Source organism: Halomonas alkaliantarctica, from assembly GCF_029854215.1.
Lineage (GTDB): Bacteria > Pseudomonadota > Gammaproteobacteria > Pseudomonadales > Halomonadaceae > Vreelandella > Vreelandella alkaliantarctica_A.
Genome location: NZ_CP122961.1, coordinates 1,497,917 through 1,510,118 on the forward strand (window position 1 = coordinate 1,497,917; position 12,202 = coordinate 1,510,118).

The window sequence follows — 12,202 nt, forward strand, 5'->3', positions numbered from 1 at the left end:
CTTTATAGGATCAGGCCTTACAGGACTAGGCAGCGTTAATGGCGCAAGGGTCAGCCAGTGTAATCAATGGCGGTGATGGTATAAAACGTATCACCGTTAGGCGTCAGCACTTTGGCTTCATCCCCCACCTGTTTGCTGAGCAGTGCTTTGGCCATGGGCGCATCGATACTGATCCAGCGCTTTTTAGTGTCAATTTCGTCGTGGCCAACGATTCTGAGATGCACTTGAGCGCCATTTTCATCTTCCAGACTTACGTAGGCGCCGAAAAACACCTTGCTGGTATCGGCTGGCAGGCGGTCTACGATTTGCAGTTCGTCCAAACGTTTCGTCAGGTAAGTAATCCGGGCAATAACGCGGTTTAACTCTTTCTTGTTATAGGTGTAATCGGCATTTTCACTGCGATCACCCTGGGCTGCCGCTTCGCCGACTTTCTCAGAAATAGCGGGACGTTTAACCCGCGACAGATGATCCAAAATAGCGCGCAAGCGAGCCGCCCCTTCTGGGGTAATCAGGTTGCTCTTAGGGGCTTGACGCGGGTCTTTGGCTGGATCGCGCCAGCGGGTCATGTTGCGGCCTTTCATTACCTATTCCCCATTGTGTTTCGAGCTACCTACCTTACGTTAATTGCGCGAAGCATACCAAGCACATACTATTGGCGAATCATTCAAACGTTTGTTACATTTTTTGCTATATTGATCGAGAGGCCCGCTATTGGTGGGTCTAACCAGGACAACAATAATGTTAGGAGCATGTATGCGAACGCACTCTTTTTTACGCAACTCTTTTTCACGTTCAGTAATCGCCGCCGCCATTGGTAGTGCCCTGATGCTGTCTCCGCTAACCGCTTCTGCGTTTGAAGACGAGGTCTTCTCGCTTAAAAACAGATGGGAGCATACCGTAACGGAACTCCCCGCCAACGAGCGGGAGCGGACGTTAAAGGCGTTGGCAGGTGAAGCGGAGCAGTTGGCCGAGCAGTACAGCACCCAAGCTGACGTTCTTGTCTGGGAGGGCATCATTTTGGCATCCTATGCCCGCGAGCGTGGCGGCTTAGGCGCATTGGGCACGGCGGAAGATGCGCGCGATGCGTTAGAGGAGGCTGTGGCCATAGATCCTCAAGGGCTGAACGGTTCCGCCTATGTAACCCTCGGTGCGTTATACGACCGGGTGCCCGGCGGACTGATTGGTTTTGGCGATAGCGATACCGCTGAACGCATGTTCCAGCGTGCCTTGGAGATCCGTCCAGACGGCATCGATGTGAACTACTACTACGCTGCCTTTTTGAAAGAAGAGGGCAACGAGCAGGCCGCTCGCGAGCACGCCCAGCGTGCGGTTAACGGCACCGCTCGCGATAACCGACAAGTCTCCGATGAAGCGCTTCGCCGTGATGCCGAGGCGTTGCTTAATCAGCTGTAATCCACCCTCTGAATTGGCATTCCCGGTGGCAAGCAATGATAATAGATCGATTATCACCACCGGGAGTGCCCCATGGCGTCCAACTCCAAGCACGATTCTGTTCAGAATCCTCCTTTCAAAAACACGGTTCTTAGCGTTCCAGACTTTAAGCGCGACGATGTTGAGCTGATTAAGCGGGAGACGCTACACCAGGGTTTTTTCCGCCTGGAAGCCTTAGAGCTTCGCCACCGGCTATTTGAAGGTGGGTGTAGCGAACCCATGCGTCGAGAAGTGCACAATCGCTTTGATGCTGTGGGTGTGCTGCTCTACGACCCCGAGCGAGACTCACTGGTGCTTATTGAGCAGTTTCGTGCCGGCGCCATTGATGATGCCATCTCTCCCTGGAAGCTCGAACTCGTGGCCGGTTTGGTCGAAAAAGATGAATCGCTGGAAAATGTGGCGCGTCGTGAGGCATGGGAGGAGGCCGGTTGTAAAGTGGCCCAATTAACCAAACTTCACACTTATTATCCCAGTCCAGGCGCCTGCAACGAGCAAGTCACACTATTTTGTGGTTTGGTAGATACCCATGGATTAGGCGGGATTCATGGCTTAGATGAAGAGCATGAAGATATTCGTGTTCACGTCATGCCTTTTGCGAACGCTTGGGAACTCTTAGAGCAAGGGCGACTCGACAACGCCATGTGTTTAATTGGTCTACATTGGCTTAATAGCCAGCGAGCCTCACTGCGTGCTGCCTCTCAGCGCGCGTTGACGCAAAGCGAAACCGACGAGGAGTGAACATGGCGAGAACGGCCTATGTCACCGATTTAAAATCGCTCCAAGGGGAGTGCAGCGCCAACTATTTACGTTTGGTGCGCCTGGTGGGCGATATGGAGGCCGGCCAGCGTCGTGATATTGCCCTGCGCGGCGATAAACAGCATTTCGGCGATCTGCATCTGTATATTCAAGAGCAGGCGCCTTACACCACCATGGTGAATGTTTCTCAAACTGGCCCGTTAGATACCGTCATGGAAGGGCCGCGTATGCGCGTACACCTCTATCACGATGTACGCATGGCGGAAGTGACTGACTTTCAGCGCGAGCGTCACTTTAGTGGCCGCTACCGCTATCCTAATGCCCGTATGCATCAGCCGGATGAGAAACTTCAGCTCAACCGCTTCTTAGGCGAGTGGCTGGCTCATGGCCTTGCCCACGGCCACAGCGTTGACGTGCCGGAGACACCCTAATGCGTGTGGTTCAAATTACCGATGCCCATCTCTATGCGGATATCGAAGCTCGTTCCCGTGCGGGAATACCCTGGCGACAGTTTCAGCAGGTGTTGAGTGCTGTTGTCGCCGAAAAGCCCGATATCGTGCTGTTTACCGGTGATATTAGCCAGGATGAATCGGCTGCTTCCTACGCCTTGGCAGTGCAGGCGCTGGAGCAGTTGCCTTGCCCCTGGTACTGGCTGCCGGGCAATCACGATCAACCCGAGTTCATGGCTGCCGAGCGTCCGATGGTCGATCAAGTGGACTTGGATTCGTGGCGCATACTGCTGCTCAATACCCAGGTGGAGGGCAAGCCCCGCGGCGAACTGGGAAGCGAACGGCTAGCTAAGCTTGCTGAACAGTTAGAGAACGATGATCGCCCCACGCTGATTGCCATGCACCATCCACCGGTTAACGTGGGTGCGGTGTGGATGGATGCTATTGGCCTACAAGATCGCGACGCATTTTGGCAACTGTTAAGTAAACACCCGCAGGTTAAGATCATCCTATTTGGTCACGCGCACCAAGCCTACGCCGAGCATCATATGTTAGGCGCAGGTAGAGGCATAGGTGATGCGACTATAGATGTTTATGGCTGCCCGGCGATGGCCGATCAGTTTCTGCCCGGTGCCGAGCAGTTTGCCATTGATGAAGCTTCCCGCCCTGGCTATCGGGTTATCGATTTGGCGTATAGCGATGCCCAGGGAAGCGAGTGGCAGAGTTGGATAGAGCGCATTGACTAGACGTTTATTGCTCTCTTATTTCTAGATAGGTTTTTTAGGAATAAAAAGATAGTTATTAATTCTTTTGGGTTATTACCGGCTCGGCGTTACCCTACTCACATTCGAACGTACAATTATTTATAACGTACGCTGATTTTAGCTTGTGTGACGAGCTTGTTCTTGTGAGGTAAGGGGCCATGACCCAATTGTCTACATTGTCGTCAAAAGAGCGGTCGCCAGAGACGCGTTCTTCATCTTCAGCGACGCAGGGGGAGGCTATCAATGCCCCTGATGCCGCGCGCTTGACCCACCTCAAGCAATTAGAAGCCGAGTCTATCCATATTATTCGTGAAGTCGCCGCCGAGTTCGCCAACCCGGTGATGATGTACTCCATCGGTAAAGACTCGTCGGTAATGCTGCACTTGGCGCGCAAAGCTTTTTACCCCGGTACACCGCCATTCCCGCTGATGCACGTGGACACCACGTGGAAGTTTCGCGAAATGATTGAGTTCCGTAACCGCATGGCCGAAGAGGCGGGTATGGAACTGATTGTGCACACCAATGAAGAGGGGCGGGCTGCCAATATCAACCCGTTCGATCACGGCAGCGCCAAATACACCGATATCATGAAAACCCAGGCGCTCAAGCAGGCGCTGGATAAGTACGGGTTTGATGCCGCCTTTGGTGGAGCTCGTCGTGATGAAGAAGCGTCGCGTGCTAAAGAGCGCGTCTACTCGTTCCGCGATAAGTATCACCGCTGGGATCCTAAAAACCAGCGCCCTGAACTGTGGAACGTGTATAACGCCAAGGTCAATAAAGGCGAATCGATCCGCGTTTTCCCGCTTTCTAACTGGACCGAGCTGGATATCTGGCAGTACATCTACTTAGAGTCGATTCCCATCGTGCCGCTCTACTACTCGGCCAAGCGGCCCATCGTCGAGCGCGACGGTATGCAAGTTATGGTCGATGACGACCGCATGCCATTAGCACCTGGCGAAGTGCCGGAAATGAAGTCGGTACGGTTTCGAACGCTTGGCTGCTACCCGCTAACCGGCGCGGTGGAGTCCGAAGCCGCGACGCTTCCGGAAATTATTCAAGAGATGCTGCTGACCCGAACCAGTGAACGCAGTGGCCGCGCCATCGATCGCGATCAGGTGGGTTCCATGGAGAAGAAAAAGCGCGAGGGGTACTTCTGATGTCTCACCAATCTACTTTAATCGCCGATAATATCGAGCAGTACCTGCACGAGCACGAAAACAAAGACCTGCTGCGTTTTATTACCTGCGGCAGCGTCGACGACGGCAAATCGACGCTGATTGGCCGTCTGCTTCACGACTCGAAAATGATCTTTGAAGATCAACTGGCGGCGATCACTCAGGCTTCTAAAACCAGTGGTACTACCGGTGATACCGTTGATCTGGCGCTATTGGTTGATGGGCTGCAGTCAGAGCGTGAGCAGGGCATTACCATAGATGTGGCGTACCGCTTTTTCTCTACCGATAAGCGCAAGTTTATTATCGCCGATACGCCTGGGCATGAGCAGTACACCCGCAATATGGCCACGGGCGCTTCAACCGCAAGTTTGGCGATTATCCTAATCGATGCCCGCTACGGCGTGCAGACCCAGACCCGCCGCCATAGCTTTATTGCCGACCTGCTGGGTATTCAGCACCTAGTGATTGCGGTTAATAAGATGGATCTGGTGGACTTTTCCGAGCAGCGCTTTAACGAGATCGTCGATGAGTACCGCGCCTTTGCCACTAACCTGCAAGCGCCGGATATTCGCTTTGTACCGATGTCGGCCCTGAATGGCGACAACGTGGTCAATCGCAGCGAACAAACACCCTGGTACTTTAGCGACGGCTATCAGGGGCAAACGTTGATTGAACTGCTGGAAAGTGTCGAGATCACACGCGACCAGAACCTTAGCGATCTGCGTTTGCCGGTTCAGTACGTCAATCGTCCGAACCTGGACTTCCGCGGTTATTGCGGCACCTTAGCCGCGGGTGTATTACGCCCTGGGCAAGCCGTTAAGGCACTTCCCTCGGGTAAAACCTCGCGGGTTGCACGGGTTGTTACTTTTGATGGAGACCTTGCGGCGGCTTATCCAGGCCAGGCAATTACCGTCACCCTGGAAGATGAAATCGATATCTCCCGGGGCGACTGGCTGGTGGCAGCGGATAGCGAACTGCCGCTATCCAACACCTTTAAAGCTGATATTGTCTGGATGCAGGAAGAGGCGTTAACGCCAGGTAAGCTCTACGATTTCAAATTGGCGACCCGCGATCTTTCCGGTCAGGTCAGTGCGATCGATTACCAAATCGACGTCAATACCCTGGAGAAGCATGCTACTCACTCGCTGGGTCTAAATGCGATAGCCCGCTGCGACGTAGAGCTGACCGCCGCTATACCGGTGGATAATTACCGCACTAGCCCGGGCACAGGCAGCTTTATCATCATTGATCGGTTGACCAACGTGACTGTAGGCGCCGGTATGATCCGCGGCACTGCAAGCGCTCCAGATAGTGTTTCAAGTACCACCGATTGGGCTGCCTTCGAGCGCGATCTAAATGCCCTAGTGCGTAAGCACTTTCCTCACTGGGAAGCGAAAGATATAAGTGGTTTATTCAACCGCTAAAAAGCTTGGGCGCACGCACCGCAGCACAAAGCACAACGGCACGCCTTGAAGGCGTGCCGTTTTTTTTGGATGAGTTGAAATATCACTCAGCGTTAGGGAAAAACAGCTGCTGACCATCGACCTCAAAATCCGCAATCGCTTGCTGGCCCTGTTCAGAAACCAGCCACTCGTGCCACTGGGCGGCGAGGTCGTGCTTCAAGTGAGGATGACGCTCTGCCGATAGCAGTAGGCTGCCATACTGGTTGAATAGCGCTTCATCGCCTTCAAACAGCAAGGTAAGGTTTTGCGGATTGTCAAAAGCGACCCAAGTTGCGCGATCGGTCATTGCGTAGGCATCCATACCCGCGGCGGTGTTTAGCGTGGGCCCCATGCCACTGCCTAGCTCGCGATACCACTCACCCTGTGGCGTGACCCCAGCATCTTCCCATAAACGCAGCTCGGCGCGGTTCGTGCCGCTATCGTCCCCGCGTGAGGCGAAGGGGGATTCACTCTCGGCAATACGTTGCATGGCATCGATAACAGTTTCGCTATCGCTGATGCCCGCAGGGTCGTCGCTGGGTCCAACGATCACAAAATCGTTGTACATTACATTCAGGCGTTCAGTGGCATAGCCCTCGGCCACAAATTTTTCTTCCCCCACAGTATCGTGAACCAGCAAGCTATCCGCATCGCCACGGCGGCCAATTTCGAACGCCTGGCCGGTGCCTACGGCGACTACGTGCACATCAATCCCCGTCTCTTCGGTGAATGCGGGGAGGATAGCGTCAAACAAGCCTGAGTTTTCGGTAGAGGTGGTTGAGGCCAGCGTAATGTAGTCATCGGCTGCCATCAGCGTACCGCTGAAGGTTAGCCCTAGCGCTCCTGCAGTGATAATCGCGGTAGTCTTATTCATGGTAGTGCTCCTTGATGATAGTTAATTCCACGGCTAATTCAGTGTTACCAAACCAGTTCGCCTCGAATAAACGCCCCCGCCTCGCGTGAGGTGGGAGCGCTAAAAAAGTCGCTAACAGGGGTGTGTTCAAGTAATTCACCGTTATGCAAAAAAACGACGTCATTGGCTAAGCGGCGCGCTTGGTGCAAGTCGTGAGTGGTCATAACGATACGTGTACCGCTGTGATGAAATTCCAGTACGGCATCTTCAACGGCGTTTATCGCGGCGGGGTCGAGCGCCGAGGTAGGCTCATCTAAAAACAGTACTTGGGGGTTGAGCAGCCATGCTCGCGCCAGCGCTAAGCGCTGCTGCTCACCGCCGGAAAGCACCCGCGCAGGCCGCTTGGCGAGGTGCGCTAAACCAAACTTCTCAAGGGCACTCATCGCCTGAGCTTTTCGGGGTAATGCTTTAAGTTCGGGTCGTGCCGCTTTGTTGATCGCTAACACATAGGTCAGGTTATCCAGCGCTGAGCGACGCAGCAGCACGGGGCGCTGGAAAACCATGGCTTGCGCAGGCTGGGTACCTTGCCAGCGAACTGAGCCGGTAGTCGGCGTTAACAGGCCATGGGCCAAGCGCATTAGCAGGCTTTTGCCCGCACCATTAGGGCCCATAATTAGCGTACGCTGGCAGCCTGCTAGGCGCAGCGACGTCGGCTTAAGCAGCGTATGACCGCGATGGATAAAGCTCACGTTGTCGAGCTCATGAGTAGCGACGGGGGGAGTGTGATGAGCGTTCATCCCAACCGCCTTTTCGCCGTTTCGCCGATCATGTGGGCAATCGCATTAATCATGGTGACCAGGGCAAGCAGAATGATCCCTAAGCCCAGCGCCATGGGGAGGTTGCCCTTGCTGGTTTCCAGCACAATGCTGGTGGTCATCACCCGGGTGACGCCATCGATATTGCCACCCACAATCATTACCGCGCCCACCTCGGCGCTAGCGCGACCAAAGCCCGCCAGGATCACTGTTAACAGCCCGAAGCGCGCATCCCAAAGCAAGGTGGGGATCATGCGTAGGCGGGTTAGTCCTAGTGAGTTCAACTGCTCGGCATACTCACCGTGAAGCGCCTCCACCTGCTGGCGGGTAAGGGCGGCGATGATCGGTAGCACCAAAATCACTTGAGCGATCACCATGGCCGTGGGGGTAAACAGCAGCCCCCATTCGCCGAGTGGGCCTGCGCGTGAAAGCAGCAGGTAGACGCAAAGCCCTGCGACCACTGGCGGCAAGCCCATGAGCGCATTAAGGGCGACAATGACGACGTTACGTCCAGGAAAGCGCCATAGCGCCAGAGCGGCACCTAAGGGCAGGGCTATCAGGCTGGCAATCATCACCGCCATAAGCGACACCTTTAATGAAAGCATCACGATGTCGATTAGCGCGCTATCCATACTCAGGATCAGGGTAAGAGCGGTACTAAAGGCGTTGTCACTGGTCAGCATTGAGCGTTGGTATCATTTTGTATGTGAACTGTTGTGGGGAAAACGGCTGTAGGAGAATTGGCATGATGTATCGAAAAGTGACTTAATGCACTCTGTGCTGGAATAGGTGCAGTTATATGCAGTTAAACTACGAAAATTGCTGTTTGTATTTATGCAGTGAGGTTTCTGTTAATGTCTGAACGATATGCTTACCTGACCACTGCAGAGGTCGCCGACTATTTGCGCCTAAAAGAGCGCAAGGTGTATGACTTGGTGCGCCAAGGCCAGATCCCCTGTAGCCGGGTAACGGGAAAGCTGTTGTTTCCCCGCCAGCAAATAGACCTATGGGTGCTGAACCACTTGGAAGGTGATCAGGCGCAGCGTTTATCAGTGCCGCTAGTGGTCGCGGGTAGTCAGGATCCGCTGCTTGAGTGGGCCATTCGGGAAAGCGGCTCTGATTTGGCGATGCTGTGCCAAGGCAGTGGCGACGGTGTTCGGCGGTTGCTCGACGGCAAGGCAATGCTGGCGGGTATTCATCTGCTGGATGCCACCACTCAGCGCTACAACGAACCCGGCGCACTCGGTTTAAGCGGCATGCGTGATCTGTTGATAGTGCACTGGGCAAAGCGCCGCCAGGGGCTGCTATTGCCGGTCGACAACCCGCTGAGAATTACCGGGCTGGGTGATTTGAAACGAGCCGATGTCCGCGTAGCGCATCGCCAACCCGACGCGGGGGCAGCAAGGCTGCTGGGCTGTTTACTACAGCAAGTGGGAATAGAGAGCTCGACGCTTAACTGGGCGCCACACGCTTCCTTAAGTGAAGATGACTTGGCTCTCAGCATTGGTCAGAGCGAAGCGGATGTAGGTTTGGGCGTGGAAGCCGCCGCCCATCGCCAGCAACTGGGCTTTATTCCACTGTGCGAGGAGCCGTTTGATTTAATTATGCAGCGGCGCAGCTATTTCGAGCCTTCAGTACAGCGGCTTCTGGCGTTTGTGCATCAAGCGCGTTTTGCCGAGCGAGCAACACAGTTGGGTGGTTACAATCTCGCCGAGACAGGCAGAATTGTGCATAACGCCTAGTGCTCTATTCGATAAGGCGTCATCAGCAGGAGGGCTTGACCCTGATTCAATATGCGCCACACTAGTGAGGCGTTATTAACGCCTATCATCACGAAAAGGAGAGCATGATGAAACAAGGACTAAACGGTAAACGCGTCGCTATTCTAGCCGCAGATGGTTTTGAAGAGTCTGAGCTGAGCGTGCCGCGGGCCGCCTTACAGAAAGAGGGTGTTGAGGTTCACTTGGTCACCCCCGACGGTAAAGGAATTCGCGCCTGGGCAGAAACCGACTGGGGCGATACCTATGAAGCTGATAAAGCCCTTGCCGATGTCAGTGAGTCTGATTACCACGCCTTGGTATTGCCAGGTGGTTTGTTCAACCCCGACGAACTGCGCACCAACGACGATGCGTTGAGTTTCGTGAAGGGTTTTTTCCAGGCCGGTAAGCCTGTCGCGGCTATCTGTCACGCGCCATGGATTTTAATTAATGCAGGCGTGGTCGAAGGCCGTCGTATGACGTCGGTACCCAGTGTCGCACAAGATTTACGCAATGCAGGCGTGGAGTGGGTTGATGAGCCGGTGGTTGTGGACAGCGGACTCGTCACCAGCCGCACGCCGAAAGACTTGGATGCCTTTAACGCCAAGTTGCTTGAAGAGCTGCAAGAAGGGCGTCACTCCGGTCAACACGCTTGATGAGCGTATTGCGCCAGTGGGCAAGCTTCGTCAAAAGGCTTGTCCACGTAATTGCCAAACCCATCAAAGGAGACAGTGGCCGCGGTGGGATGGTGGTTCATCCCTACCGCGGCTATGGCTCCCAGCATGAAGTATTTGTCATGGGCCGGGTGTTTCGCCAGGCCGCTCTAGGCCGGGCAATTCCTCGCCATGGCATGCTGCGCGATACCGCAGACGTTGCCCGACGCGTTTTACGCCGGGGGCTGGCCGAGGCGCAGGTAGAAATTCACATCGGTGAAAATCAGCTCTGCGTCGGCACGGATCGAGACGGCTATTTCGATGTGCATTTGCCGATCAGCCACACCCTACCGATAGATGTCTCCTGGCACCGCGCTGATATTTTGGTGCATTGCGTGGGCCAAAAGCCGGTACGTACTCACGTCGAGGTATATGTGCCGCCACCGGAGGCTGACTTACTGGTCATCAGTGATATCGACGACACCGTGATGTTTACCGGGGTGGCGGAGAAGCTCAAAATGCTTTACCGCCTGTTTGTTAAAAAGCCCCATCGCCGCACGGCTTTTCCTGGCGTTGCATCCCTTTATCAGGCGCTTCATCGTGGCGTTAGTGAACGCGCTGAACGGCCCATTTTGTATGTCTCGCGGGGGCCGTGGGCCATTTACGAAATGCTCGAAACCTTTTTTCAGATCAATCGCATTCCCGTAGGCCCCATCATTTTCTTACGTGAGTGGGGCATCTCTTGGCGCCGTCCGTGGCCACGCCGCGCGGAAGAGCATAAACGTGATTTGATTGACCGCATGCTTACCCTGTATGACGGCATGCCGTGCATATTAATTGGCGACAGTGGTCAGCACGACCCTGAAGTGTATATCGAGATAGTTAAAGCGTACCCTGACCGAATTAAAGCTATTTATATTCGCCGTGTAGACAAAGACCCCAAACGCGAAGAGGCGATTCAGCGCCTGCGTGATGAGTTGCTGGGCACCCAGTGTGAGTTGGTGCTTGCCGCCGATAGCGTACTGATTGCCGAACACGCCCACGCCCTGGGTGATATCTCTGCTCACGGCTTAGCGGCAGTACAGCGCGATGTTGAGGAGCATCGCAACAATCCTGATTAACCGAATCCCGCATAACGCTGTTGCCAAATCAGCCCCCATGGTAAAAAGCTAAGCTGACAAGAAGGTCGTTTGCCGCTGATCGCTTACTGGCGGTTTTATGTAGATAGGGGCTGCCATGGTTGTTTTGCTGATCATTTTTGCGCTGGCGGTATTTGTGCTTCCCAACGTTTGGGCCAAGTGGGTGCTTAAGCGGCATACCCGCGGCCGTGACGATTATCCGGGCACAGGGGCAGAACTAGCCGATCACTTGTTGCGTCGATTGGGCATTGAGGGCGCGAGCGTTGAGCGCACCGAGTTCGGTGACCATTACGATCCTGAAACGCGCTGTGTGCGACTTTCTCCGGATAATTACGATGGCCGTTCGCTAACGGCCGTCACGGTGGCTGCCCATGAAGTAGGGCACGCTATTCAGCATCATCAGGGTTACGCGCCGCTACTGGCCCGAAGCCGATTAGTAGGCGTCGCCCAAAAAGCCGAAAAACTCGGCGCCCTGCTGATGATGGCTGCGCCTTTTCTCTTTCTATTGACGCGCTTGCCAGGTGGCCTAGCGATAGTGATTGCCATGGCAGTGATTAGCTTTGGCACCGCGGCATTGGTTCATTTAGTGACTTTGCCGGTAGAGTTCGATGCTAGTTTCAACCGCGCGCTGCCGCTATTGAAAGAGTATGTGCCCCCCTACGATATGCCTGGCGCCCGGCACGTACTCACCGCCTGCGCTTTTACCTACGTGGCCGCCTCACTCGCCAGCGTGATGAACCTAGGCCGCTGGCTGGTGATTTTGCGGCGCTGAAATAAATGGACATGCCTGCCCTCGTTTTACCTAGCCAAACGCACCTAGAATATTTGTCTCGTACCTGCTTAACTGCTCATTTGTAAGATATTGCTTAAAATGTTGTAAGACATTGACGTTTCGTGCCGTTAATGGGTTGTTCTGCTAACTGGTATCGCTAACCTAATCTTTTTTT

Annotated in this window: 14 protein-coding genes; 10 read left to right on the forward strand and 4 right to left on the reverse strand. The window is 54.4% G+C overall.

Annotation, left to right across the window (positions count from 1 at the left end; all coding sequences use genetic code 11):
- Window positions 1–50 precede the first annotated feature (50 nt).
- Window positions 51–581 (reverse strand): transcription elongation factor GreB, encoded by a 531-nt coding sequence (greB, locus tag QEN58_RS06735; protein ID WP_083570937.1) that lies wholly within the window; start codon window positions 579–581, stop codon window positions 51–53.
- Between the two features lie 172 nt (window positions 582–753).
- Between greB and QEN58_RS06740 the strand changes: the two genes are divergently transcribed.
- The 6 genes from QEN58_RS06740 (at window position 754) to cysN (ending at window position 6,020) form a co-directional block, all read left to right on the forward strand.
- Entirely contained in the window at window positions 754–1,413 is a 660-nt protein-coding gene (locus QEN58_RS06740) for a tetratricopeptide repeat protein (protein WP_280106361.1), read from the forward strand.
- Between the two features lie 72 nt (window positions 1,414–1,485).
- Window positions 1,486–2,190, forward strand: a complete 705-nt coding sequence (locus QEN58_RS06745) for an NUDIX domain-containing protein (RefSeq protein ID WP_280106362.1) — start codon at window positions 1,486–1,488, stop codon at window positions 2,188–2,190.
- Window positions 2,191–2,192: 2 nt separating this feature from the next.
- Window positions 2,193–2,639, forward strand: coding sequence for a DUF1249 domain-containing protein (locus tag QEN58_RS06750; RefSeq protein ID WP_035566543.1), 447 nt, complete (start codon window positions 2,193–2,195; stop codon window positions 2,637–2,639).
- Window positions 2,639–3,403 carry a phosphodiesterase gene (locus QEN58_RS06755; RefSeq protein ID WP_280106363.1) on the forward strand — a complete coding sequence of 255 codons (765 nt, stop codon included), beginning with the start codon at window positions 2,639–2,641 and terminating at the stop codon, window positions 3,401–3,403. The genes QEN58_RS06750 and QEN58_RS06755 overlap by 1 nt, the downstream gene beginning before the upstream one ends.
- A 176-nt stretch (window positions 3,404–3,579) precedes the next feature.
- The gene (cysD, locus tag QEN58_RS06760; protein ID WP_425270308.1) at window positions 3,580–4,578 is read left to right on the forward strand and encodes a sulfate adenylyltransferase subunit CysD; all 999 of its coding nucleotides are present in this window, start codon (window positions 3,580–3,582) and stop codon (window positions 4,576–4,578) included.
- A complete protein-coding gene (cysN, locus tag QEN58_RS06765) occupies window positions 4,578–6,020 on the forward strand; it encodes a sulfate adenylyltransferase subunit CysN (protein WP_280106364.1) in 1,443 nt (480 codons plus the stop codon). Before cysD ends, cysN begins: the two co-directional genes overlap by 1 nt.
- 82 nt (window positions 6,021–6,102) lie before the next feature.
- Here cysN and QEN58_RS06770 read toward each other — a convergent pair whose 3' ends face one another.
- Genes QEN58_RS06770 through QEN58_RS06780 form a run of 3 tightly spaced genes read right to left on the reverse strand, consistent with a single transcriptional unit; the run spans window position 6,103 to window position 8,389 of the window.
- Window positions 6,103–6,912, reverse strand: coding sequence for an ABC transporter substrate-binding protein (locus QEN58_RS06770; RefSeq protein WP_280106365.1), 810 nt, complete (start codon window positions 6,910–6,912; stop codon window positions 6,103–6,105).
- A gap of 44 nt (window positions 6,913–6,956) precedes the next feature.
- Window positions 6,957–7,688, reverse strand: a complete 732-nt coding sequence (locus tag QEN58_RS06775) for an ATP-binding cassette domain-containing protein (protein WP_280106366.1) — start codon at window positions 7,686–7,688, stop codon at window positions 6,957–6,959.
- Entirely contained in the window at window positions 7,685–8,389 is a 705-nt protein-coding gene (locus QEN58_RS06780) for an ABC transporter permease (RefSeq protein ID WP_280106367.1), read from the reverse strand. Before QEN58_RS06780 ends, QEN58_RS06775 begins: the two co-directional genes overlap by 4 nt.
- Window positions 8,390–8,560: 171 nt before the next feature.
- On the opposite strand from QEN58_RS06780, the gene QEN58_RS06785 reads away from it, so the two are divergent.
- From QEN58_RS06785 to QEN58_RS06800, 4 genes are all read left to right on the forward strand, one after another.
- Complete coding sequence (locus QEN58_RS06785; protein ID WP_280106368.1) at window positions 8,561–9,448, forward strand: substrate-binding domain-containing protein; 888 nt, start codon at window positions 8,561–8,563, stop codon at window positions 9,446–9,448.
- 107 nt (window positions 9,449–9,555) lie between these two features.
- On the forward strand, window positions 9,556–10,119 hold the full coding sequence (locus QEN58_RS06790; protein WP_280106369.1) for a type 1 glutamine amidotransferase domain-containing protein: 564 nt from the start codon (window positions 9,556–9,558) through the stop codon (window positions 10,117–10,119).
- Window positions 10,119–11,237: an App1 family protein gene (locus tag QEN58_RS06795; RefSeq protein WP_280106370.1), complete on the forward strand. Its 1,119-nt coding sequence runs from the start codon at window positions 10,119–10,121 to the stop codon at window positions 11,235–11,237. The genes QEN58_RS06790 and QEN58_RS06795 overlap by 1 nt, the downstream gene beginning before the upstream one ends.
- Before the next feature lie 115 nt (window positions 11,238–11,352).
- Entirely contained in the window at window positions 11,353–12,027 is a 675-nt protein-coding gene (locus QEN58_RS06800; RefSeq protein WP_064236477.1) for a zinc metallopeptidase, read from the forward strand.
- The last annotated feature ends 175 nt before the right edge of the window (window positions 12,028–12,202 follow it).

Excerpts from the sequence above, each read along its gene's own strand:
- QEN58_RS06795 (WP_280106370.1), top strand. The coding sequence starts at position 10,119 with ATGAGCGTATTGCGCCAGTGGGCAAGCTTCGTCAAAAGGCTTGTCCAC.
- QEN58_RS06790 (WP_280106369.1), top strand. The coding sequence starts at position 9,556 with ATGAAACAAGGACTAAACGGTAAACGCGTCGCTATTCTAGCCGCAGAT.
- cysN (WP_280106364.1), top strand. The coding sequence starts at position 4,578 with ATGTCTCACCAATCTACTTTAATCGCCGATAATATCGAGCAGTACCTG.
- QEN58_RS06755 (WP_280106363.1), top strand. The coding sequence starts at position 2,639 with ATGCGTGTGGTTCAAATTACCGATGCCCATCTCTATGCGGATATCGAA.
- greB (WP_083570937.1), bottom strand. The coding sequence starts at position 581 with ATGAAAGGCCGCAACATGACCCGCTGGCGCGATCCAGCCAAAGACCCG.
- QEN58_RS06800 (WP_064236477.1), top strand. The coding sequence starts at position 11,353 with ATGGTTGTTTTGCTGATCATTTTTGCGCTGGCGGTATTTGTGCTTCCC.
- QEN58_RS06785 (WP_280106368.1), top strand. The coding sequence starts at position 8,561 with ATGTCTGAACGATATGCTTACCTGACCACTGCAGAGGTCGCCGACTAT.
- QEN58_RS06745 (WP_280106362.1), top strand. The coding sequence starts at position 1,486 with ATGGCGTCCAACTCCAAGCACGATTCTGTTCAGAATCCTCCTTTCAAA.
- QEN58_RS06770 (WP_280106365.1), bottom strand. The coding sequence starts at position 6,912 with ATGAATAAGACTACCGCGATTATCACTGCAGGAGCGCTAGGGCTAACC.
- QEN58_RS06750 (WP_035566543.1), top strand. The coding sequence starts at position 2,193 with ATGGCGAGAACGGCCTATGTCACCGATTTAAAATCGCTCCAAGGGGAG.
- QEN58_RS06775 (WP_280106366.1), bottom strand. The coding sequence starts at position 7,688 with ATGAACGCTCATCACACTCCCCCCGTCGCTACTCATGAGCTCGACAAC.
- QEN58_RS06780 (WP_280106367.1), bottom strand. The coding sequence starts at position 8,389 with ATGCTGACCAGTGACAACGCCTTTAGTACCGCTCTTACCCTGATCCTG.
- QEN58_RS06740 (WP_280106361.1), top strand. The coding sequence starts at position 754 with ATGCGAACGCACTCTTTTTTACGCAACTCTTTTTCACGTTCAGTAATC.
- cysD (WP_425270308.1), top strand. The coding sequence starts at position 3,580 with ATGACCCAATTGTCTACATTGTCGTCAAAAGAGCGGTCGCCAGAGACG.